18 protein-coding genes are annotated in these 22352 nt (G+C 73.6%); 8 read left to right on the top strand and 10 right to left on the bottom strand.

Annotated elements, in window-relative coordinates:
- The 6 genes from ACFPZN_RS45090 to ACFPZN_RS45115 all read right to left on the bottom strand — a co-directional run.
- Positions 1–846 (bottom strand): amidohydrolase family protein (locus ACFPZN_RS45090; protein WP_378289226.1); only part of this gene is annotated, 846 nt, incomplete at its 3' end.
- Positions 847–889: 43 nt separating this feature from the next.
- Positions 890–2359: an aldehyde dehydrogenase family protein gene (locus ACFPZN_RS45095; protein WP_378289228.1), complete on the bottom strand. Its 1470-nt coding sequence runs from the start codon at positions 2357–2359 to the stop codon at positions 890–892.
- 62 nt (positions 2360–2421) lie between these two features.
- The gene (locus ACFPZN_RS45100) at positions 2422–3624 is read right to left on the bottom strand and encodes a thiolase family protein (protein ID WP_378289230.1); all 1203 of its coding nucleotides are present in this window, start codon (positions 3622–3624) and stop codon (positions 2422–2424) included.
- Positions 3621–4052, bottom strand: a complete 432-nt coding sequence (locus ACFPZN_RS45105) for a Zn-ribbon domain-containing OB-fold protein (protein ID WP_378289232.1) — start codon at positions 4050–4052, stop codon at positions 3621–3623. The genes ACFPZN_RS45100 and ACFPZN_RS45105 overlap by 4 nt, the downstream gene beginning before the upstream one ends.
- Positions 4049–5260 carry a CaiB/BaiF CoA transferase family protein gene (locus ACFPZN_RS45110; RefSeq protein WP_378289234.1) on the bottom strand — a complete coding sequence of 404 codons (1212 nt, stop codon included), beginning with the start codon at positions 5258–5260 and terminating at the stop codon, positions 4049–4051. The genes ACFPZN_RS45105 and ACFPZN_RS45110 overlap by 4 nt, the downstream gene beginning before the upstream one ends.
- 134 nt (positions 5261–5394) lie before the next feature.
- On the bottom strand, positions 5395–8082 hold the full coding sequence (locus ACFPZN_RS45115) for a winged helix-turn-helix domain-containing protein (protein WP_378289236.1): 2688 nt from the start codon (positions 8080–8082) through the stop codon (positions 5395–5397).
- A gap of 208 nt (positions 8083–8290) precedes the next feature.
- Here ACFPZN_RS45115 and ACFPZN_RS45120 point away from each other — a divergent pair, with 208 nt between their 5' ends.
- The gene (locus ACFPZN_RS45120; RefSeq protein WP_378289238.1) at positions 8291–9613 is read left to right on the top strand and encodes a diacylglycerol/lipid kinase family protein; all 1323 of its coding nucleotides are present in this window, start codon (positions 8291–8293) and stop codon (positions 9611–9613) included.
- Here the strand turns inward: ACFPZN_RS45120 and ACFPZN_RS45125 are convergent.
- Positions 9606–10046 (bottom strand): SHOCT domain-containing protein, encoded by a 441-nt coding sequence (locus ACFPZN_RS45125; RefSeq protein WP_378289240.1) that lies wholly within the window; start codon positions 10044–10046, stop codon positions 9606–9608. The two genes, ACFPZN_RS45120 and ACFPZN_RS45125, sit on opposite strands and share 8 nt — an antisense overlap.
- Positions 10047–10158: 112 nt before the next feature.
- Complete coding sequence (locus ACFPZN_RS45130; RefSeq protein ID WP_378289242.1) at positions 10159–11775, bottom strand: ADP-ribosyltransferase domain-containing protein; 1617 nt, start codon at positions 11773–11775, stop codon at positions 10159–10161.
- Positions 11776–12062: 287 nt separating this feature from the next.
- Here ACFPZN_RS45130 and ACFPZN_RS45135 point away from each other — a divergent pair, with 287 nt between their 5' ends.
- Complete coding sequence (locus tag ACFPZN_RS45135) at positions 12063–12734, top strand: macro domain-containing protein (RefSeq protein WP_378289245.1); 672 nt, start codon at positions 12063–12065, stop codon at positions 12732–12734.
- A gap of 251 nt (positions 12735–12985) precedes the next feature.
- A complete protein-coding gene (locus ACFPZN_RS45140) occupies positions 12986–14251 on the top strand; it encodes a PucR family transcriptional regulator (RefSeq protein WP_378289247.1) in 1266 nt (421 codons plus the stop codon).
- Between the two features lie 32 nt (positions 14252–14283).
- Here ACFPZN_RS45140 and ACFPZN_RS45145 read toward each other — a convergent pair whose 3' ends face one another.
- Entirely contained in the window at positions 14284–15435 is a 1152-nt protein-coding gene (locus ACFPZN_RS45145; protein WP_378289249.1) for a Clp protease N-terminal domain-containing protein, read from the bottom strand.
- A gap of 125 nt (positions 15436–15560) precedes the next feature.
- Here ACFPZN_RS45145 and ACFPZN_RS45150 point away from each other — a divergent pair, with 125 nt between their 5' ends.
- The 5 genes from ACFPZN_RS45150 to ACFPZN_RS45170 all read left to right on the top strand — a co-directional run bounded on the left by ACFPZN_RS45150 (position 15561) and on the right by ACFPZN_RS45170 (position 21354).
- Positions 15561–17036 (top strand): sensor histidine kinase, encoded by a 1476-nt coding sequence (locus ACFPZN_RS45150; RefSeq protein WP_378289251.1) that lies wholly within the window; start codon positions 15561–15563, stop codon positions 17034–17036.
- Between the two features lie 4 nt (positions 17037–17040).
- Positions 17041–17694, top strand: a complete 654-nt coding sequence (locus ACFPZN_RS45155; protein WP_378289254.1) for a response regulator — start codon at positions 17041–17043, stop codon at positions 17692–17694.
- Between the two features lie 237 nt (positions 17695–17931).
- Positions 17932–18420, top strand: a complete 489-nt coding sequence (locus ACFPZN_RS45160; RefSeq protein WP_378289256.1) for a peptidoglycan-binding domain-containing protein — start codon at positions 17932–17934, stop codon at positions 18418–18420.
- 138 nt (positions 18421–18558) lie between these two features.
- Positions 18559–18963, top strand: a complete 405-nt coding sequence (locus tag ACFPZN_RS45165; protein WP_378289258.1) for a hypothetical protein — start codon at positions 18559–18561, stop codon at positions 18961–18963.
- A 102-nt stretch (positions 18964–19065) separates the two neighbouring features.
- Positions 19066–21354 (top strand): peptidoglycan recognition protein family protein, encoded by a 2289-nt coding sequence (locus ACFPZN_RS45170; protein WP_378289260.1) that lies wholly within the window; start codon positions 19066–19068, stop codon positions 21352–21354.
- A gap of 27 nt (positions 21355–21381) precedes the next feature.
- Here the strand turns inward: ACFPZN_RS45170 and ACFPZN_RS45175 are convergent, their stop codons facing one another.
- Complete coding sequence (locus tag ACFPZN_RS45175) at positions 21382–22323, bottom strand: cation diffusion facilitator family transporter (protein WP_378289262.1); 942 nt, start codon at positions 22321–22323, stop codon at positions 21382–21384.
- Positions 22324–22352 lie beyond the last annotated feature (29 nt).

A 22352-nucleotide genomic window follows, 5' to 3' on the forward strand; every position in this document is an offset into this window, starting at 1 on the left:
GGCGCGCTCCAGGAAGTAGGGGATCCAGCCGGCCTCGCCCTCCGACAGGGCGATCTTGAGGTTGGGGTAGCGCTGGAACAGCCCGCTGAACAGGAACGACAGCATCGTCCCGGAGGTGCGGGTGGCGCCCCAGGTGAGGTTGGCCATGAACGGCGCGTCCTTGCAGATCTGCGGCAGCTGCGAGGAGGAGCCGACGTGCATGGACACGACCATCTCCAGGTCGTTGGCCGCGGCCATGACCGGCTCCCAGTAGCCGTCCTTGTCGTGGATGGTCGGCAGGCCGAGGGGCTCGGGGTTCTCGGAGAAGGCGAAGGTGGTGGCGCCCTTGTTGGCGCAGCGCTCCATCTCCTTGACCGCCAGCCGCGGGTCCCACAGCGGGATCAGGATCAGCGGGATGTAGCGGCCGGGCGCCGACCCGCACCACTCCTCGATCATCCAGTCGTTGTACGCCTTCAGGCACACCAGGCCGAAGTCGCGGTCGCTGGCCTCCATGAACAGCTGCCCGCAGAACCGGGTCACCGTCGGGAAGCACAGCGAGGCGAGGATGCCCGCGCGGTCCATGTCCTTGATCCGGGCCAGCGGGTCGTAACAGCCGGGGGCCATCTCGCTGTAGGGGAGCGGCTCGGGGCTGAACTCCTCCTTGGACTTGCCGACCACGGCGCTCAGGCCGGAGCTGGGGTACTTCTTGCCGTCATAGACCCAGAAGTCCATGCCGTTGTCGTCGTACCCGATGTGCGGGGCGCGGTCGCGGTCCTTGGCCGGGACGCGGTCGGTCCACACGTTCGGGGGCTCCAGGACGTGGTCGTCGACCGAGATCAGCCAGTCCAGGTTGAGGTTGGAGGTCATGGGTCCCTTCCTTCCTTGCTACGGGCTCCTTGCGGGGGTGGGCTCAGCGGAGCTCGCCGACCACCATGTGCTTCACTTCCTGGTAGGCGCGGATGCCGTCGGTTCCGCGCTCGCGGCCGAGGCCGCTCTGCTTGTAGCCGCCGCCGGGGGCGTAGGCGCTGAACAGCGCCGTGTTGACGTTGACCGCGCCGGTGCGCAGGCGCCGGGCGATCGCCGTGGCCTGCGCGGTGTCGGCGCCGTAGACCTGGCCCGACAGGCCGTACTCGCTGTCGTTGGCGATCCGGACGGCGTCGTCGAGGTCGCGGTAGCCGATGATCGAGATGACCGGGCCGAAGATCTCCTCCTGCGCCGCCGGGTTGGAGTTGTCGGGCAGGTCCAGGACGGTCGGCTCGAAGTAGTAGCCGCGGTCCAGACCCGCCGGGCGGCCGCCCCCGCGGGCCACCCTGCCGCCGTTCTCCACGGCCAGGGCCACGAAGCGCTCGCAGCGCTCCCGCTGCGCGGCGCTGACGACCGGCCCCATCGTGGTCTTCGGGTCCGTGGGCGCGCCGACGACGAGGGCGGAGTAGGCCTTGGAGACCGTCTCGATCACCTCGTCCTTGCGGTCCTGCGGCACCACCATGCGGGTGGCGGCCACGCACGCCTGGCCCGCGGTGGTGGCGACGACGGCGAGCGCGCCGGCCGCGACCTTCTCGACGGCGTCGGGCAGGTAGATCTGCGCCGACTTGCCGCCCAGCTCCAGCGCCACCCGCTTGATCGTGGGCGCCGCCTGCGCGAGGATCGCCCGGCCCACGACGGTGGACCCGGTGAAGGAGACCATGTCCACGGCCGGGTGGGTGGTCAGCAGCTCGGCACCGGCCGAGCCGCCCTCCACCACCACGCTGAGCACGCCCGGCGGCAGCCCGGCCGCGTCCGCCGCGGCGCCGAACACCAGCGAGGACAGCGGCGTCAGCGGGCTGGGCCGCAGGATCACCGAGTTGCCCGCCATCAGCGCCGGGATCAGCTTCTGGATGGCCATGATGATCGCCCCGTTGTACGGGGTGATCGCCGCCACCACGCCGACCGGCTCGTGCCGCCGCAGGCTGAGCGCCACCCGGCCGCGGAGCAGCTCGTCGGTGGGGACGGGGTTGGTCTCCTCGTGCGTCATCGACAGGTAGAGGTCGATCGTCCCCCGGGCGATCGCCAGCCCCGCCTGGAACTGCGCGCGCTCGGCGAAGGACGTGGGCTGCCCGGCCTCGGCGATCATCGTCGCGACGAGCGCGTCGCGCGACGCCGCGAAGTGGTCGAGGAAGGCGTACAGTACGCGGGCCCGCTCGGCGGGCGCGAGGTCCGCCCACACCCCGCTGTCGAAGCTGCTCCGGGCCTCGACGATGGCCCGCTCGACCTCGGGCAGCGGGGTCGAGGGGAGCTCGGTCACGGTCGACTCGTCGGCCGGGTTCTCCACGGCGAAGGGCTGGTCGCCCTCCACCCATTTACCGGCCACATACGAGCGCCGTTCCGAGAGGATGCCTTCCATGGGCGCGTTCCCTTTCTCGCCGCCGGGCGGCGTAACTGCCGGTCGCGTGTGAGCGGCCGGGGTCACCCGGGCTCGTTGGTGTAGACGACGGCGCCCCCGTAGTGGGGCGAGGAGTGGCAGGCCAGCCCGACCGTCACGTTCCGCCGCTGGCGCTCGCCGGCCCGTCCCGACAGCTGCAGGTAGCACTCCAGCATCTGCGGGATGCCGTGCATGCGGCCGTTGCCGATCGCGCCGCCGCCCGACAGCGCGGGCAGCGCGGCGGGGTCGTCGCTGTCGATGCCGCCGTCGGTGATGAAGCGGTGCGCCTCCCCGACCGGGCACAGGCCCAGGACCTCCAGCCAGAACCAGATGAAGGGCGAGAACCCGTCGTAGACCTGGGGCAGGTCCACGTCGGAGGGGCGCAGGCCGCTGCTCTCCCACAGGCGGCGGGCCGTCTCGGCGCCGCCGGTCATGATGTCGTCCAGCGGCCAGTGCAGCGGGAGCCTGCGCCTGGGCGGCGGGCTGGAGGCGTAACCGGCGACGTGGACGGGCTTGTGCGGCAGGTCGCGGGCGCGCTCGGCCGAGGTCAGGACGAACGCGGCGACGCCGTCGACCGGGATGTCGGCGTCGAACCGGCACACCGGGTCGTTGATCATCGGCGCCGCCATGTAGTCGTCCACCGTCAGCGGCCGCTCGTACCAGTACGACCACGGGATCCGGGCGCCGTTCTTGCGGGCCTCCACGACCGTGGCCGCCATCGCCTCACGCTTGGCGCCGTAGCGCTGGAGGTACTCGTTGTAGGGCAGCCCGATCATCGCCAGCGGCCCGAAGAACCCGGCCGGGGCCGTGTACTGCTGCGGGCCCGTGGCCTCGCGCATCGGGTTGGCGTGGTACTTGCCCGCCGGATTGTGCAGCGCCCGGTGCAGCACGACGTAGTCGGCGGCGCCGCTGGCGATCGCGTTCACCGCGATCGAGACCGAACCGGAGATCTGCCCGATCCCCTGGAAGCCCGCGACGTAGCGGGCGTCGGCGCCCAGGCTCTCGGCCAGCCAGTTGGCCGACACGATGCTCACCCCGTCCTCGACGGCGTGGGCGCCGGAGGTCGGGAACAGCGACGCCGTGACGAAGCCGTCCACCTGGGGCACCTGCAACCCGGCGTCGGCGATCGCGTCGCGCGCTGTCTCGGTGGCGATCGCGCCCAGCGGGCGCTTGGCGTGCCGCTGGACGGCGCTGTGCGCGTAACCGACGATCGCGACCTGGTTGGAGGACTTGAACCGTGCGCTCACGCGCTCTCCTCTCCGAGCACGAACGCGGGAACGGAGACGCCCTCGGCCACGTCCTCGAACGCCACCTTCACGGGGGCGCCGATCCGCAGGGGCGCGTCCGGGCCGTCCAGGAGGCGGCCGATCAGGCGCAGCTCCTCCTGCTCGGCCAGCTCCACGTCCACCAGCACGAACGGCACCTCCTCGGCGAACCCCGGCAGGAACGACTGCCGCATCACCGTCCAGGACCGCACGCTGCCCCGCCCGCTCACCCGCTCGAACGTGAACATCGGCTCGGAGGTGTGGCAGTTCGGGCACGCCTGACCGGGCGGAACCACGTACGACTCGCAGCGGGAACAGCGCGCCACGACCAGGGTGTGCGCGGCCGCCGCCTCCCAGTAGGGGGCGGAGAGCTCGTCCGGCGCCGGGACGGGGCGCTGGGCCGCGGTCACGGGATCGCCCCCGCGTCCTTGAGTTCGGCGATCTGCTCCCAGGAGTAGCCGAGTTCGAGCATGACCGTCTCGGTGTGCTCGCCGTGCTCAGGCGCCCGGCCCAGCGCGGCGGGCCGCTCGTCGAACTGCACCGGGACGTTCGGCAGCGAGTACTTGCGGCCGTCCTCGGTCTCCACCTCGCCGATGTAGTCGTTGGCCAGCACCTGCGGGTCGGTGAGCAGCTCCTCGACCGCCTGGACGGGCGCCCACGGGGCGTCGATCCCGGTCAGCAGCTCCTTCCACTCCTCGAACGTCCGCTTGGCGAACTCGGCCTCCAGCTCGGCGACGCACGCTTCGAGGTTCTCCGCGCGCGCCTTCAGGTCGGCGAAGCGGGGGTCCTCGATCAGCTCCTCGCGTCCGACGAGCCGGCAGAAGTCCGCCCAGTAGCGGTCCGCCTGGAGGAAGACGAGCTGGATGTGGCGGCCGTCCTTGGTCCCGTAGGCGCCCACGAGCGGGTTGACCGCGCCGCCGCGGCCGGCGGTGGCGCGGGGCTTCCCGCCCGCGAGCGCTGCGAGCACGTCCGACGACAGCGTCCACATCGCCGTGGCCAGCAGCGACACGTCCACCACCGAGCCCTCGCCGCTGCGCTCGCGCTTCAGCAGCGCGGTCGCGATGCCGAACGCCAGCGCCATGCCGCCGTTGCGGTCGCCGAGCGCGCCGCGCTGGTTGATGGGGTGGTCCCGGTCCGGCGGGGTCAGCACGTGGGCCATGCCGCCCTGTGCCCAGAAGGCCGAGGAGTCGTAGCCGGGCCGGTCGGCCCCCTCGCCCCGGACGCCGAAGCCGTGGCCGCGCGCGTACACCAGCTTGGGGAAGCGGCGGGTGAGCTCGGCGGAGTCGAGGCCGTACCGGCGCAGGACGGCGGGGCGGAAGTTGGTGAGGAAGACGTCGGCGGTCTCCAGGAGCTTGTCGAGCAGCTTCCGGCCCTCGTCGGTGCGCAGGTCCAGCGCGACCGAGCGCTTGCCGCGGTTCGCGAGGGCGACCGACAGGTTGATGCCGTCGCTGTCGGTCCCGATGCCCTGCGTGGCCAGACCCCGGTACGGGTCGCCGGCCGGGTTCTCCACCCTGATGACGTCCGCGCCCCAGTCGGCGAGCAGCGCGCCGGCCACCGGAACGAACACCCACTGTGCGAGTTCGACGACACGTATGCCGTCGAACGCATCGTTGCCCACCCGGGAACCTCCTGTGCGCCGCCCTCGGTCAGCTGAACGACACCAATGTAGAATGAGGCTCTACCTTTTGGGAAGTTGTGTTTCGAAATATGTAGAGGGCGCAACTCACCAGGGCGGATGCGTGCGGAGGGGTGTCAGGAGGCGCTCCGGCGGGCGGGCGCGCCGGAACCGGGGCCGAGGAGCGACAGCTGCCGGGCCCGCCTGACCGCCGCCCCCCGCCGCGTCACCGCCAGCTTGCGGTAGATGTTCCGCAGGTGGGTCTTGACGGTGTTGACCGACAGGCACAGCCGGTCGGCGATCTCCTCGGTCGTCATCATCTGGGCGAGGAGCCGCAGGACGTCCAGCTCGCGGCCGCTGAGCCGTTCCACCGGAAGCGGCTCGGCGCCCGGCTCAGGCCCTGGCCCCGGCTCCGGGGGAGGCGTCCCGCCGTTCCGCGGCGCCAGGCCCAGCGGCTCCAGCAGCCGCCTGTGCTGCCGCGCGAGGTCCGGATCGCGGTTCAGCACGGGCAGCAGCCAGCCGCGCGCCATCGCGAACGGCCTCCCGATCCCCTCGCGGCCCGCCAGCCGCAGGGCCCGGTCCAGGCAGCGCCGGCCCCGCGAAGGATCGCCGAGCCCGAAGGACAGCCCGGCGTCGAGCAGCCACGCCTCCACCCGCGCGTCCGCGGGCGCCTCGAACGGCCCCCGCAGGGACCGCCTGAGCAGCCGGGCCGCCGCGTCCGGCGCGCCGTCGCCGAGGTCGGCGCGGGCCAGCGCCACCGCCGCGTCGAGCTGCCCCCGCCCGCCGGCGCGCTCCGCCGCCGCCCGCGCCGGGCCGCTCTCGCCGCGCAGGGCGTGCGCCTCCGCCGACACCAGCGCCAGGCGGCGCGCCAGCCAGGCCGGACGCGGGACGATCATCTCGGCGGGCCGCAGATCGTCCAGGGCCCGCTCCGGCCGCCCCCGTCCCAGTTCCGTGCGGGCGGCCAGCAGGGCGTGCACGACCGCCGGCAGCGGATCGGGCGGGGCCGGGAACGCCAGCGCGGCGCGGGCGAGCTCGGCCCGCGCCGCGTCCAGGCGCCACTGCTCCAGATCGACCCAGGCCCGGGCGAGGTGCAGCGTCACGGCGCCACGGCTGCCCGGGGACGCCGGCGTCCCGGACCGCCGCCCCGCCCGCGCCACCAGGCCCGCGGCCCGCCCGACGTCGCCGAGCAGCGCCCGGGTGAGCGCCAGGTCGCCCAGGCACTCCAGGCTCTGGGCGGAGCCGCCCGCTCGTTCGGCGGCGGCCAGCGCCTCGCCGAACAGCCGCGCCGCCTCGCGCAACTCCCCGCGCCACAGGTGGGAGCGCCCGCCGCACGCGTGCGCCAGCGCCAGCAGGTCCGGGGACGCGTCGAGAGCCGGCTCGGGCACTTCACGGCACAGCGCCGCCACCCTGGCGAAGGTCCCGGCGGCCCCGGCGAACGCGGGGAGGCCGGGCCGGCACAGCTCGACGGCCGCCAGGCACAGCCGGGCCGCCGGATCGGCACCGTCCGATGACGGCCCGAGCCCCGCGCGGGCGTGCTCCAGCGCGGCGGCGCACGCGGGATCGTCCCCGCGCGCCGCGGCGGCGGCCGCCGCCACGATGGCGGGCTCCGGGCCGGCGCAGCCGAGCACGGCCTCACGCGGCATGGCGTCGAAGGCCCGGTCCAGGTGCTCGCGCGGCGCCAGGCCCAGGACGCCGCCGATCGCGAGCCGGTCGACGACCAGGCGCGCCGCGTACCGCCAGTCCCCGGCGCGGGCGGCCTGCCCGACGGCCTCGCCCAGCAGGCCCGCCCGCTCGAACCAGGCCGCCGCCCGCCGGTGCAGGACGGGGGCCAGGCCGGGCGATTCGCGCTCCAGGACGGTCCGCAGCGCCTCCCCGAACATCGGGGGATAGCGGTACCAGCCGTGCCCCAGCGGCACCGCGAACGCGTTGCGCCGGACCAGGTCCGGGAAGGCCCGTCCCGCCTCACCGGCCAGTCCGCCGGCCAGCCCGGCGTCGATCCGGTCGGCGACGCTCGTCGCCAGCAGCAGCTCCCGCGTGCCGGGCGGCTGCGCGTCCACGACCTCCTCCCGCAGGTAGCCCACGACGCCGTCGTCGTCGCCGGAGAAGCGCGCCGCGACCGCGTCCGGGTCGGGACGGCCCGCCATCGCCATCGCCGCGAGCCTGATCCCGGCGGGCCAGCCGCCGGTCCGCTCCTGGAGCGTCCGCAGCGCCGCCGGGGCGAGCCGCACGCCGTGCCGGGCGAGCACCGCGGCGCTCTCGTGATCGGCGAACGCCAGGTCGCCGGCCCGGATCTCGGTCAGCTCGCCGGCCAGCCGGTGGCGGTGCAGCGGCAGGGACGGTTCGCCGCGGGCCAGGACGACCGCGCGCAGGACCGGCCGCGCGTGCCGCAGCAGGCAGGTCACGACCTGGGCGGGCGCCGATCCGGGCCGCGCCGGGAAATCGTCCAGTACGACGATGACGGGCGCGGCCAGCTCGGACAGCGCTTCGCCGAGCTCCCACGAGAGGGCTTCGTCGTCGCCCCCGTCACGGCGCCCGGACGGGGCGACGGGCAGGTCGATCCCGGCCCGGCGCAGGCTCGTGATCAGCGCGCGGCAGAACCGCCCGACGGTCGCCGTCGTGTCGTCGCAGGTGATCCAGCACAGGGCCGCGGGCCGCCACGTCCCCGTCGCGGCCCAGGACGAGACCGCGACCGTCTTGCCCGCGCCCGGCGGCCCGGTCACCAGCGTGAGCGGGCCCTGGACGCCCCTCCTCAGCCGCTCCTCCAGCCGGGGCCGGCGAACGACCCAGCCGGGGAACGCCCTCGTGATCTGCGACTGGACGGCCATGCGCCTCACCTGTGACGGCGGTTCCATCGCTGCGACCCGGCCGTGCATCCGGCCGGCTCACTTCAAGGAGAGCCCCTGGACAAGTCGGAGATCAAGGGACTTTCCGCCCTCATTGCACCGGCGTGGAACCCCGCTGGCCTGGGCCGGGCCCCGCATCACCCGTGCGAGGTGATGCGGGCCGGCCGCGCGGGCGGGTGGGATGTCCCCTGTGCCGGATACCAGCGACAACCATGCCGGGGAGCGCCGGGCCGCGCGGGCCTCCCTGGCCCTCGGGGCCGCCGCGACGCTGCCCGTGATCCTCGCCGCCGGGCTGCGGAGCGTCGCCCTGCTGGTCACGGGCCTGGCGGGGCTGGCGGTGGCGACCGCGGCGGTCTGGTGGTTCCTCACGAGCCGCGGCGCGCCCCGGCTGCTGGCCGGGGTCCTGGTGGTGGCCGCGCCGGTCGCCGTCGTGGTCCATTACGCCGTAGTCGGGGTGCTGTGGGCGGTGCTGCTGTCCCTCGTCCTCTGGGCCCTGGCGGTGGGCGCCGGGCGAGCCGCGCTGAGCGGGGGCGGCGGTGCGCGCGGCACCGCCGAGCGCCCCGCCCGGCGCCCCCGGCACCCCTTCCTGATCATGAATCCGCGTTCGGGCGGCGGGAAGGTGGAGCGGTTCCACCTGGCCGACCGGGCCAGGGAGCTCGGCGCCGACGTCGTGGTGCTCGACCCCGACTGGCCGCAGGACCTCGCCGCGCTGGCCCGGCACGCCGTGCTCGACGGCGCCGACCTGCTCGGGGTGGCCGGAGGCGACGGGACGCAGGCCCTGGTCGCCGGGGTCGCCGCCCGCCACGACGTCCCGTTCATGGTCATCTCGGCCGGGACCCGCAACCACTTCGCCCTGGACCTCGGCCTGGACCGGAGCGACCCGTCCACCTGCCTGGACGCCCTCACCGACGGCGTCGAACTGCGCGTCGACATCGGCCGCGTCGGGGACCGCGTCTTCGTCAACACCGCCTCGTTCGGCGCCTACGCGGCCGTCGTGCAGAGCCCCGAGTACCGCGAGGACAAGGCCGCGACCACCCTGCGGATGCTCCCCGACCTCCTGACCGGCCACCGCGGCCCCCGGCTGACCGTCCGCGCCGCGGGCACGGTCATCGACGGGCCGCAGGCCGTCCTGGTGAGCAACAACCCCTACCAGGGCGGCGATCCCGCCGGTCTGGGACGCCGCGAGCGGCTGGACTCCGGGGTCCTCGGCGTCCTGGGCGTCACCGTCGACAACGCCGTCCAGGCCGCCGGCATGCTGCGCGGCCGGCACGGCTCCGGCCTCACCGCGCTGACCGCCGGCGAGGCCGTCATCGACGCCGACATCGCCGAGATCCCGGTCGGCGTCGACGGCGAGGCGCTCACCCTGCCGGCACCGGTGCGATGCCGGATCGAGCCGGGCGCCCTGCGGGTGCGCGTGCCGCGCCACCGCCGCCGCGGCCCCAGGCCCAGGCCGCGCCTGGACTGGCCGCGCCTGTGCAGGCTGGCGTTCACCCGGAACGGCGGGGTCAGGTGAGGATCTTGGTCTTGGCGCGTGCGTACTCGTCGTCGCTGAGGGCGCCGCGCTGCTTGAGGTCGGCCAGCTTTGCCAGCTCGTCGGCGTGGGTAGCACTGGCCTGCTCCGGCGCGTGCTCCGGCGTCCCGGCGGCCTCCTGGACGTAGGCCCGGAACCGGGCGTCGCGCTTCTCGATCTCGCGCTGGTCGCGTTCGCCCATGCCCTTGCCCCGCGCGACCAGGTAGATCAGGGCACCGAGGAAGGGCAGCACGATGACCAGGACCGTCCAGCCCGCCTTGGCCCAGCCGCTCAGCCGGTCGTCGCGGAAGACGTCGGTGAGGATCCTGAAGAGCACCATGAGGAAGACGACCCACAGGAAGAACCACAGCATCGTCCAGAAGAGGTTCAGCAGCGGGTAGCCGGTCGCGGCGACGGGTTGTGCGAGTTCGTTCATGGCCATCCTCCAGTGGCGTGGACCATGAGACCGACCGTCGTGCGCGGCGCCGTCGCGGGCATCACCCGCCACAGGTGATTTCCCTCAGTCACGGCGGCCAGGCCGTGTTCGTTCAGGACACCAGGGTCTGCTCGGGCAGCTCGGTCAGCTTCACGGTGCACAGGCCGCCGCGCTCGGCCTTCACGTCGGTCACCTTGAGCTGGGTGCCGGGCGGCAGGATGAACTCCTCCTCGCCGGTGAACGCGGAGAAGGACCGGATGCCCACGGCGCGGACGGGCGTCACCTCGAAGAGCGTCCGCTTGCCGCGGTGGCCCAGGAACGCCCGGGCCACGCCGATCTCCGACGTGCACGAGGACACGCCCCACCAGGTCACGGTCCGGCCGAGCGGATACTGCGCCCGCAGGTCCAGCGACACCCCGCGCCACAACGGCTCCTTGCGGGCCGGCAGTCGCGACACGGCCGAGAAGAGGAGCCGCAGGTAGGGCAGGTACGGGACGGCCCGGGCGCGGTCCGGGTCGCGCAGCGTCGCGTTGATCTGCCGGTAGAACGCCGATTCGCAGGTGTAGAGGTAGAGGGCCGCGATCTCGTCGGCGGACAGGCGGCCGTCCACGGCGTCCGCCTGCCTCTTGCCGAACCCGTGCGACCGCGTCACGTGCCCGTCGAGACCCCGCAGCAGCCCGGCCACCGGGGCGACGGCCTCGCGGAAGTCCATGAGCGGGGTGTCGAACACGCCCGCGATGGCGGGAAGGACCAGCCCCTCGTCTTTGACGCTGGCGAGCCGTTCGAGGTAGAGCTGGTGCAGCTCCATCGTGGACGCGATGAACGCCCCCATGCGGTCGGCCGTGCCCGCGTCCGACCCGCCGCCCTGCGCGGCGGCCTCGTTCCACCCCGTGCTCGGCAGCCAGTCGACCTCGTCGGCGCCGACCGACGCGAGCGCCGCGTTCACCAGGCGGAAATGGTCGCCCTCGCAGAAGATATCGCCCTGCGCCGCGGGATTGGGATGGTCGATATGACGCACCTCGACCCCGGGGTATTTCTTCTGGAGTTCGAGGACGACCTTCTTCAGATTGCGCGCGTGCGCCCCCCACCACGCGAAGACCACGCCGCGGTCCTGCTCGTCGGCGTCCTGCTTGGCCTTCAGGATCTCCTCGACGAGCCGTTCGACGACCGGCCGCCAGAACGCGGTGTGCCGGTCGGTGGCCATCGCCCCGTCGGTGCTGGCGGTGAGCGCCGCGTTCAAAAGCAGCACGCCCTGCGTGAGCATCGCCTGGAACCATTCCGGCGGCTGCACGGTGTCCTGCTGCTTCAGCAGTTTGCGAATATCGGCGATCGGCGTCTTCTTCGGGATGCCGTACTTCCACATCGCCGCGGCCTTGATGATGCAGCGGATGCTGACGACCCTGCCGAACTGGCTGTCCTTCCAGTCGTGGAAGGTGTTGTCGAACATGGCGATGCCGGTGGCGCTCTCCGGCCGCGGGTAGGGGTTCTGGCCGAAGACGACGACCTTCCACTTGTGCGGCGGATTGGGCTTGAGCGCCTGGAAGGTCAGCTCCCGGACCGGGACCACCGCCGGGCCGCGGCCCGGCCCGATGAACGTGGCCGCGGCCGGCTGCGCCTCGATGACGGGCTTCAGCAGCGGCAGCCACGGCTCGCCGCCGCCCTTGAACAGTTCGGTGAGGGCGAGCGGGTCGTTCGGGTCGTTCGGGCCGGGGGAATCGGCGTCGCTCATCGTGGCTCCAGAATTGCGAAACGTGCCCGTGGCGGCACGGTCGACCGGGGGCGGTGAATGGTCCGCGCGAAGGCCCTGGAAGCGATGGAGAAGAACCGGGGTGGAGCGATGGGATTTCCCGGCTTTCAAGGCCCGGCCGGCGGAAGCACACGGCAGAGTAACACCCGGTCATGACACTCGCAATCACGAAGATCGGCCGTGCTTCTCCGGCGGCCGGCCGTTTTGTCAGAGGCTCGCGGTAGGTTCGTGGCAGCCGGAAAAAGCCCCCTCGCGAACCGGAGTGATCCATGACCGTCAATCGCATGCCGCCGCCGCTCAAGGTGGTACTGACCGACATCAACGCTAAAGTCGTCGAGGCGTGGCAGGCGGCGTTCGCCGACACCCCCGGGATCGAGATTCAACGGGGGTCGATTCTCGACCGGCGCGTCGACGCCTGGGTCAGCCCGACCAACGCCCGCGGGCGGATGGACGGCGGCGTCGACGCGATCATCAAGCGCCATCTCGGCGCGGGCATCCAGTTGCGCGTCCAGCGCGCCATCCGCGACGAGTTCGGGGGAAGGCTCCCGGTCGGGAGCGCGGTGTGCGTGCCGTCGGGGGCGACGAACCCGGGGTTCCTGATCTCGACGCCGACGATGGAGCAGTCGTCGCAGGACGTGAGCGAGACGCTGAACGTCGCCCTGGCGTGCGCCGCCGCGTTCCAGGCGATCCACCTGCAGAACGAGCGGGCGCCGGGCAGCGTCGGCTCGGTGGCGCTGGTCGGCATGGGCGCGGCGACGGGCCGGGTGTCGCCGCGGGTGTGCGCCAACCTGATGTGGACCGGCTACACCCTGTTCAACGACTTCTCCTTCCGCGACTACGACGACCTGCGCGACACGGTCGTCGCGCAACTCGACGACATCGAGAACGTCCCCGAGACCGAGCGGGTGCGGATCAGGCCGCCCGAGCGCCCCCGCCGCTGATCCGTCCCCGGCGGCGTTCCGCGCGCCTCTCTGGCGCTATACCGACATCAGTGTCGAGTCGACGTTGTGAGCAAGGGGAGGAAGGTGGGGAGTTCAGCGTCTCTGGGGGCTTGACGTCTGGCTGGGGCGTGCTCATAGTGGGTGGCCAAATAACCGACATCAGTGTCGGTTGTGACGCCCCCTGCGGAGGAGTTCGCCGTGGACGGCCCGACTCCAGACGACCCCTGCCCCGCCCACCGGCACCGGCGCGCATGACCACGCAATCCCCACCCAGACCCGACCGGCGGGCAGGCAGGAAGGCCCGGCGGCGCGACGAACTGGCGCGGAGTCTCGTCGAGCGTGCCCGCCTGCCCGAGGCCGCCCCCTCGATCGCGGTCGCGGCGGCCCATGCCGCGCGCTCCCAGATCCTCGCCTACGAATGGGGCCCGCCTCCCAGCGAGCCCCGGGCCGCGCGCGAGCCGTACCGGCCCGATCTGCTGACGCAGGCGATCCAGGAGGCGCTGTGCGGCTTCCCGGCGGCGCTCGAACAGGACGACGCCGTCCCGGCCCCCGTCCTGGACGTCTTCTGGCTGCTCGGCGAGGCGGAGGCCCGCGCCGGGCGCGACCTCGCCGACCTCCAGGAGGCCCTGTCCATCGCCGGCGGGGTCGCGACGCAGCGGCTCACCGAAGGCGCCCTCGGGCACGGTTTCACCACCACTCCCGACGAGGCCGGGCGCCTGGTCCGCAGCGGCCTGACCTACATCAACCGGCTGCGGCACGCCGCCGCCGCGGGGTACGCGGCGGTCCTCGCCAGCGGCGAGCCGGCCGCCGGGGCCGACCGCGCCCGCCGGCGGCTCCTCGAAGCGCTCCTGCGCCCGGGTTGCCGGCCCGACGAGCTGGAGAAGGCCGCCGCGGACGCCGGCTGGACGCTGCCCCGCACGCTCGCCGTGGTGGCCGTCGACAGCAGGCGCGTCCCCACGCGGGTGCCGCGCTTCCTGCCGCCGGACGTGCTGCCCGCGCTGCACCTGGACGGCCCGTGCCTGATCGTCCCGGACCCCGCCGGGCCCGGCCGCCGGGACGTCCTGCGCAGGATCCTGGGCGACCACCCCGCCGTCGTCGGGCCCACGGTGGAGCCCGGCCGGGCGGCGCTGTCGCTGCGGCTCGCGCGGCGCGGCCTGGACCGGCTGCCGGCCGAGGTCATCGCCGCCCGCACGCCGGTGCACGTGGCCGAGCACATCCCCACGCTGCTCCTGCTGCACAGCCCGGACCTCACCCGGTACGTGATCGATCGGCGGCTGGCCCCCTTCGAGCGCTTCCGCCCGTCCCAGCGCGACCGCCTCGCCGAGACGCTGCTGGCCTACATCGAATGCGGCTTCAACGCGGTCAGCACCGCGGAGCGCCTGCGGGTCCACCCGCAGACGGTCCGGAGCCGCATCCGGCACCTCAACCACCATCTCGGCCCCGACATCTACGACCCCGAGCACGCCCTGGACTACCTCATGGCCCTGCACGCCTGGCGGCTGCGGTCCGTCCCCTGACCCGGCCGGGCCGGCCCTTGGGGAAGGAGGGATCAGTGTCCGAGGGTGCGGCGGAGTTCGCCGGTGTCCACGCCGACGGCGGCCAGGAGGGCGTCGCACGGGTCGTCGGGGTCCGCCAGCAGGACGGTCAGCAGGTGGGTGGTCCCGGCGGAGCCGTCCTCGCGTTCCTTGAAGTGCAGGCGTGCGCGGGTCATCGCCTGCCGGGCGGCAGGGTGGTCGGTCGGGTCGGGCGAGTCCGGACGGTCCTCGTCCACCGGGATCAGGTCGGCGGCCGCCTTGACCGCGGCGGGCAGCGTGACGCCCCGGCCGCGCAGCAGCTCGGCGCCGGTGCTGTGCTCGGCCAGGCCGGCGCGGAGCCGCTGGCCGGCGGCGGTGAGCTGGTCGTCCACGGCGAGCATGGCCAGCAGCAGATGCACGGTCGTCACGTGCGAATGCCCGAGCCGGACGGCCTGGCACCTGGCCTCCAGGCGCACCGTGGGCAGGACGGGCGACCCGAATCCGCCGCTGGAGAGGGTTCTGGCGAGGCCGCCCCAGAGCCGGCCCCGCTGGGTGAGCATGCCCATGTTGCGCAGTCCGTCGAGGCTGAGCGTGTGCGGTGTGCCGTCCTGGCGGGCGCTCGGGTGGACGGCGAGCCGGGCGATGAGGTCGTCCCGATCCATGCGCCGTTCGAGGAGCGCCTCGCCCGCCCGGTTGCCCGGATCGTGCATCAGTCCCATGAGCATGTGGGTCTCGTTCGCCCGGGAGGCGCCGAGTTCGCGGGCGCGCAGGAAGGCGTGGGCGAGCGCGGCGGCGAGCGCTCCGGTGGGCAGCGGGCGCCCGTTCTCCGGCGCCGCCCGCTCGCCTCGCCGCTCCTGCCGCTGCGACGCCAGCCACTCCGCCTCGCGCAGCAGCGTCGCGACATCGGGGGTGTCGCCGGCCGTCGCCGCCGCGTCGCCGGCGCCGTCCGCGCTCACCCAGTCCTCGTCCTCCTTGGCCGCGATGACCCCCATCAGCGTTCCGCAGACGCGAGTCGTGGGCGCGAGGAGCTCCTTCGCCGCGGATTCGCCTTTCAGCAGGGCGAAGAGCAGGTGCTCGGTGCCCACCGCGGAGTGGCCGAGCCGGACGGCCCGCCTGAACGCCTCGACCAGCGGTTCCATCACCTCGCGGGAGGCGTCGGTGCCGGCGGTGTGCGGTTCCAGCCGCATGCGGATCCCTTCGTGAGCCGATCTCTCGCTCCGCAGCCTAGGAGCGCGACAGGGGCCGGGGCGTGTGCCGATCGTCCCGACGGCGTGGCCGATTGGCCATGATGTGCGGGTAGATCGGACTGAAGGTGAGGTGTCCGCAGATTTCTCCGCTGCTCGAAGGGGCTCGTCCGCTCGGAAGGACGCGTTCGGCCGCGGCGGCCGTCGCCCGCGAGGCGGCGGAGGCGCGGGCCGCCGCGCGCTCCGCGCCCCGGCACGTGGTCGCGGGCGAGGTGGCGGCGTTCGTGGTGGCTTTCGCCGTCGGGTTCTTCCCGCTCGCGATGGAGCGGCCGTCGCCGGGCCTGGTCGCCGCCACCGCCGCGAGCGCGTGCTGGGCGGCGCTGCTGGTGCCCGCCCGCAGGCGCTGGCCGGTCGCGACGCTGCTCGCCACCGCGCCGGTGTTCGCGGGCGAGAACATCGGTGCGCTGGCGGTCCTGCCCGTCGTCACCTACGCGGCGGCACGGCGCGTCAGACCCGCCCGGCGCCTGTGGACGACGGTGCTGGTGACCGCGGGCATCGACACGCTCCTGCTGCTCGCGGTCGCGGTCGCGGTCGGGACCGGTGGGCCGCACGGACTCGCCGAGACGCTCGCCGGTCACGCCATGAGCGCCGCGCTGCTGCTCCTGTTCCCGGCGCTCGCCGGGGGTCTGCTGGGGCAGCGCCGTCCCCTGGTCCGGGTGCTGCGGGAACGCAACGACTACCTGGAACGGGCGCAGGTGCTCAACGCGGAGAAGGCGCGCATGAAGGAACGCGCGCGCATCGCCGCCGAGATGCACGACATGCTCGGGCACCGGCTCAGCCTCATATCGATGCACGCCGGGGCACTGGAACTCACCGCGGCCAAGGACGCCCCACGGGTGAGCGGTCAGGCCGAGCTCCTGCGCACCACGGCGGCGACGGCGATGAGCGAGCTGCGCGAGATCCTGGAGGTCCTGCGCGATCCCGAGGAGGGCGCCGCCGAGGCCGATGGCGAGCGGAGCGGGACCCGGGCCGACATCGCCGGCCTCGTGGCCGAGTCCCGGCGGGCCGGTGGCGACGTCGAGCTGGTGTGGACGGGCCCGGACCTCGACGGTGCGGATCCGCGGACGCGCCATGCCGTGCACCGCGTCGTCCGGGAAGGGCTGACGAACGTGCACAAGCACGCCCCGTCCGCGCGCACCAGGGTCGAGGTGGCCGGTGAGGCCGGCCGCGTCCGCGTACGGGTGATCAACGGCCCGGTGCCGGGCACGCGCCCGCGCGCCCCCGGCACCCGCCGGGGACTCGTCGGCCTGGAAGAACGGATCGCTCTGCTCCGCGGCTCCTTCACCGCCGGTCCGACGCCCGAGGGCGGCTTCCAGATCGTGGCCGACCTCCACCGGCACCCGCCCGTGCCCGTGCCCGTACCGCCGCCCGCGGCCGCGGGTGCGCCCTCGGTCCCGGTGGACGAACCGGAGCGGCCCGCCCCGCTCGACGCCGAAGTGCTCACGCTGCCGCGGGCGCTGGGCGCCGGATGCCTGGGGCTGCTCGCGGTCGTCCCGGTCGTCACCGGACTGGCCATGCTGATCGTCCTGAAGCTCCTAGAATGACCCGGTGATCCGGACCCTCATCGCCGATGACGAGGCGCTCATGCGCGCCGGGATCCGCCTCATCCTGGATCACGCCGACGACATCGAGGTCGTGGCCGAGGCGCCGGACGGGCCCGCCGCCGTCCGCGCCTGCCGCGAGCACGAGATCGACGTCGCCCTGCTGGACGTGAACATGCCCGGCGGCGACGGGCTCACCGCCGTGGCCGGCATCGTCCGCGACTCCCCGCGGACCAACGTCGCCATGCTCACCGCGTTCGGCGACGACCGGAACGTCGCCCGGGCCCTGCGCGCCGGCGCCGTCGGATTCCTGCTCAAGGACACCGCGCCCACCGAGCTCATCCGGTCCGTGCGCGTCGCCGCCACCGGCGAGTCGATCCTGGCGCCGCAGATCACCCGCCGGCTCATCGAGCGCCACCTGCTGGCCGGCTCGGACGGCGCCGAGACGGCCCGGCGCCGGATCGAGCGGCTCACCGGCACCGAGCGGGACGTGCTCCGGCTGGTCTCCGCCGGGCTGTCGAACGCGGAGATCGCCGGGCGGCTCCACATGGGCGCGGGCACCGCGAAGGCGCACATCAGCCGGATCCTCACCAAGCTCGACTGCGCCAACCGGGTGCAGGCCGCCATTCTGGCGCACGACGCCGGGCTCTCGGCGGACTGACGGCCGCGCACCGCCGTCCGGGTTGAAAACTCAATGGAAATTTATATCCATCGCCCGGTCCCAGATCTCCCAAGAACATCAGTCATGGTGTGTTAAGGGAGCAGTCAAAAAACGCGGATGAAAGCGGATCTTCGCGTCGTCCTGTGTTGTGGTGGAAGTGCGGCCTCATTTCCGGAGAGGTCGCACGAAAAGGGCGGGCCGTGTTCGGTCCGCCGCCACCGAGTCGAGGAGGAACGCATGCCGGCACCGCCGTTCCAGCCGCCCCCACTGAAGTACCCGCCGCCGACCCAGACGCCGAGCGTCCGGAAGTGGCAGCAGCAGATGAGGGACCGCGGCTGGCACATCGCCGTCGACGGCGATTACCGCGAGGAGAGCAAGCGGCTGTGCGCCAACTTCCAGATGGAGCACCGTCTGGAGATCGACGGCATCGTCGGCTCCGACACCTGGAAGGCCACCTGGGAGGCCCCGAGCACGAAGCCTCCGCAGGCGCCCAGCCGCACCCTGAAGAAGGGCGACATGAACAACCCTGACGTCCGCAAGTGGCAGCGGCAGGTGAACAACCGCGGGTGGCCGTCACTCCAGGTCGACGGCGACTTCGGGGACCAGACCGAGCGGATCTGCAAGGAGCTGCAGCGGTTCAGGGGCGTGCCGGTGACCGGCGAGATCGACCGCCGGACCTGGGACGTGGCCTGGCAGGAGAAGGTCACCGTGGCGGCACCCATGTGAGCGCATCGTCCTGATCCCGGGCCGGCGTCCCGCCGAGGGCGCCGGCCCTCGCGTGTGCGCGGCCGTAACCGGCCAGCGGCGCGGCTGCCACCGCGCGGGCGGGTGAACAATCATGACCGGGGACGAAAGGACCCGATCGTGGCGACTCCTCCTCGTACCACCCTGCCGGTCCGTTACAACCCGCCGTTCGCGTGGGCGGTTCTGGCGATCGGCCTGGTCAACTTCGTGCTCGCGTTCCTGGGCACCGGACCTCTGATCAATCTGGTGCTCGGCGTGCTGTTCATCGTGTTGGGCGCGCTCTTCCTCGGCCGCCCGTACTTCGCCTACACGCCCCAGACCCGCACGCTGGAGGTGATCGCCCCGATCGGGATCCGCCGCCCGTTCGGGGGCGCGGGCGGGGGCGGCCTCGTCGCGGAGGGCGGCCGGATCTTCCTCGTCCAGGCGGACGGCCGGCGCAAGAAGGTGCCGGTCAGCCGGTGGATGGCGCGTCCCGAGGAGTGGGACGCGGTCGCCGAGGCGATCGGCCGGCCGCCCACTGGTTGATGTGTGACAAATGTTCGATGTGCGGCGCTTGTGTGAGTGGGGGACGGGGACACGCTCCCACCTCCGGCGGCCGATTCCCGGCCGTGTCGTGAACGGAGAACCATGCTCAAGCGCTCACTCATCGGCGGCTCCCTGCTGGCCGCGGTCACCGCCGCGGCCGTGGCGTACAGCGTCGCCGGCGAGTCCGACGCCGGGATGTCGGCTGTGCGTGCCGCGCCCGGAAGGGCCTACGCCCATGCCCTGAAGGACCTGCCGGGCAGCACGGCCGCCAAGAAGGTCCAGGGCCTTCCCGCCGGTTCGGCCGAGCCGTTCAGCCTGCTGGGGGTCAGCTGGGACCGGCCCGGCTCCGCGCTGAGCGGAAACGTTCAGGTCCGTACCCGCGACGCCGCGTCCGGTGCCTGGTCCCGCTGGCAGGGCCTGGAGGCGGGGACGACCGACGCTCCGGACGGCCGGGAGAAGAGCGCCAAGGGCGCCCGGGGCGGAACCACCGCGCTGTGGGTCGGCCCGTCCAACGGCGTCGAGGTACGGGTCACCGGGAAGGGTGGGTCGCTTCCCGCCGGGCTGCGCGTGGACCTGATCGACCCCGGTACCGGCAAGCAGTCGCCGGGCCCCCGGGCCAAGGGGAACGCTCCCGGCGCACGGCTCGCGGCCGCCGCCGCAGCGGCCGAGACCAGCACCCCCACGCCGGACCCCGCGGCCACCGCGACCGACCCCGCCGCCACACCCGGCCCTGAGGACACCCCCACGGACACCCCCACGGCCACGGGCACGGCCACTCCCTCGCTGGAGCCCTCCGCCCCCACGGAGACGGCGACCCCCACCGCTCCCTCGGCCCAGCAGAAGGCGGGCGCGACCACCTTGGCGGCGGCACCCCGGCCCGCGATGACCTCCCGGGCGCAGTGGGGCGCGGACGAGACCCTCGTGACCGAGCCGCCCGCCTACGACACGGCCGTGAAGGCGGCGTTCGTCCACCACACCGACACCGGCAACGCCTACACCTGCGACCAGTCGGCCTCCGTCATCCGCTCGATCTTCCTGTACCACGTGAAGAGCCTGGGCTGGGCCGACATCGGCTACAACTTCCTGGTCGACAAGTGCGGCACGCTGTTCGAGGGCCGCGCGGGCGGCGCCGACCGTCCCGTCCACGGCGCCCACACCTACGGCTTCAACACCGACACCACCGGCATCGCCCTGCTGGGCACCCACACCGCCGCCACCGACCCCACCCCCGGCGTCGCCCCCACCCAGGCCGCCCTGGACGCCACCGCCAGGATCGCCGCCTGGAAGCTCGACCTGGCCGGCGTCGACCCCACCGCCACGACCACGCTGACCTCCATGGCGCCCAACGGCACCGGCGGCAAGTACCCCTACGGGACGCAGGTCTCGTTCAACACCGTCAGCGGGCACCGCGACGGCTTCGCCACCGCCTGCCCCGGCGAGCAGCTGTACGCCAAGCTCGGCGTCATCCGCACCGCCGCCAAGCAGTGGACGACCCCCACCGCCTCCCTCGCCACCACCGTGACCGGCGCCACCAAGGTGGGCACGCGCTACTACACCAAGAGCACGGTCACGCTCGGCTGGGAACCCGCCGCCGTCAGCTCGTACGAGCTCCGCGTCGACGGCGCCACCGTGGCCCGGCCCAGCCCGTCGTCCACCTCCGCGACGATCACCCTCGCGCCCGGCGCCCACAGCGTCCGGCTGCACGCGACCAACGCCGACGGCAGCGCCGCCGCCTCCGCCGACCACCCCGTGACGGCCGACCCCACCCGCCCGGTCTTCAACCCGGCCGCGACGCTCTACCTGCGCCGCAACACCGTCAACACGACCGCGCTGCCCGTCACGCTGTCCTGGAAGGCCACCGACAACGCGCTGCTGAGCTCGGTCAGGGCCACCTCGCCGGCCGCCGCGTCCTTCGCCACCACGGCCACCGGGTGGAACGCGACCGCCAAGCCCGGCACCACGCAGAACTGGTCGCTCACGGCCACCGACGCCGCCGGGAACGCGACCACGTCCGCCGCGAGCCGGTACTCCGCGCTCGTCTCCGAGTTCAGCGCGACCCGCACCGGCACCTGGAAGACGACCACGACCGCCTCCTACCTCGGCGGGAAGGGCCTCTACAGCAGCAGCAAGGGCGCCAGTGCGAGCTGGAAGTTCACCGGCCGCACCATGGGGCTGATCGTCAAGCGCGCGAGCAACCTGGGCGCCGTCATCGTCTACGTCGACGGCGTGCGGATCGGCACCCTCGACACCCGGTCGTCCACCACCGCCTACCGGCAGCTCATCTGGACGAGGACCTGGAGCGCGAGCGGCACCCACACCGTCAAGATCGTCGTCGCGGGCACCTCGGGCCGCCCGACCGTCGGCATCGACGGCATCGCCTACCTGCGGTAACGGCGGAGGGGCGGGGCCGGCGGCGGTTCACCAGCCGACCTCGTCGCAGCCCTCGTGGCTCTCGGGTTCGACCTGCAGGGTCGCGTGGGCGATGGCGTGGCGGTCGCGGAGCAGGTCGCGCGCACGGTCCAGGACGGCGTGCGCGTCGGCCTGCTCGGCGGTGACCAGGTGCGCGGTCGCCACGTTCATGCCGGACGTCAGCGTCCACAGGTGCAGGTCGTGCACGTCCCGGACGCCGTCGACCGCGGCCAGCTCCCCGGCCACGGCGTCGACGTCGAGCCCGGCGGGGGCGTGCTGGCCGAGCACCGCCAGCACCTGCCGTCCCAGGGCCACGGCGCGGACGATGACGAACACGGCGATGGCGAGCGCGACCAGGGTGTCGAACAGGACCTGGCCGGTGGCCGCGACCAGGATCCCGGCCGCGATCACGCCCACCGATCCGGCGGTGTCGGCGACCACCTCCAGGTAGGCGCCCCGGACGTTCAGGCTCTCGGCGGCGCCCGCGCGCAGCAGCACCAGCGCGGCCGCGTTGACCGCCAGGCCCAGCGCGCCGACCACCAGCATCGGCCCGGCGGAGACCTCGGCGTGCGCGCCGATCCGGGACAGGGCCTCGACCGTGATGTAGACGGCGGTGCCCAGCATCACCAGCACCGCGAACCCGGACGCGAACACCTCGGCACGGTAGGACCCGTAGGTGCGGCGCCCGGTGGTGTCCGGGCGGATCGCGATCTTGGTGGCGGCCAGGGCCGCGGCGAGCGTCACCACGTCGGCGGCCATGTGGCCGGCGTCCGACAGCAGCGCCAGCGAGCCCGACAGCAGCCCGTACACCAGCTCGACCGCGAAGAACGAGCCGATCATGGCGAAGGCCGCGCCCAGCCGCCACCGGTGCCGCCCGCCGGCGTGCCCGGCGACCCCGCCCGCGCCGTGCCCGTGCCCGTGCCCGTGCGCGTGCCCGTGTCCCACGCCCATCACCGCCCCCGTTCCGGCCGGGCGCCGAT

The sequence above is a fragment of the Actinomadura rugatobispora genome, from assembly GCF_042656285.1.
In the GTDB taxonomy this organism is placed as follows: domain Bacteria; phylum Actinomycetota; class Actinomycetes; order Streptosporangiales; family Streptosporangiaceae; genus Spirillospora; species Spirillospora rugatobispora.

Coding starts and splice junctions, on each gene's coding strand:
- ACFPZN_RS45095 (WP_378289228.1), bottom strand. CDS start 2,359: ATGGAAGGCATCCTCTCGGAACGGCGCTCGTATGTGGCCGGTAAATGG.
- ACFPZN_RS45115 (WP_378289236.1), bottom strand. CDS start 8,082: ATGGCCGTCCAGTCGCAGATCACGAGGGCGTTCCCCGGCTGGGTCGTT.
- ACFPZN_RS45125 (WP_378289240.1), bottom strand. CDS start 10,046: ATGAACGAACTCGCACAACCCGTCGCCGCGACCGGCTACCCGCTGCTG.
- ACFPZN_RS45130 (WP_378289242.1), bottom strand. CDS start 11,775: ATGAGCGACGCCGATTCCCCCGGCCCGAACGACCCGAACGACCCGCTC.
- ACFPZN_RS45135 (WP_378289245.1), top strand. CDS start 12,063: ATGACCGTCAATCGCATGCCGCCGCCGCTCAAGGTGGTACTGACCGAC.
- ACFPZN_RS45140 (WP_378289247.1), top strand. CDS start 12,986: ATGACCACGCAATCCCCACCCAGACCCGACCGGCGGGCAGGCAGGAAG.
- ACFPZN_RS45145 (WP_378289249.1), bottom strand. CDS start 15,435: ATGCGGCTGGAACCGCACACCGCCGGCACCGACGCCTCCCGCGAGGTG.
- ACFPZN_RS45160 (WP_378289256.1), top strand. CDS start 17,932: ATGCCGGCACCGCCGTTCCAGCCGCCCCCACTGAAGTACCCGCCGCCG.
- ACFPZN_RS45170 (WP_378289260.1), top strand. CDS start 19,066: ATGCTCAAGCGCTCACTCATCGGCGGCTCCCTGCTGGCCGCGGTCACC.
- ACFPZN_RS45175 (WP_378289262.1), bottom strand. CDS start 22,323: ATGGGCGTGGGACACGGGCACGCGCACGGGCACGGGCACGGGCACGGC.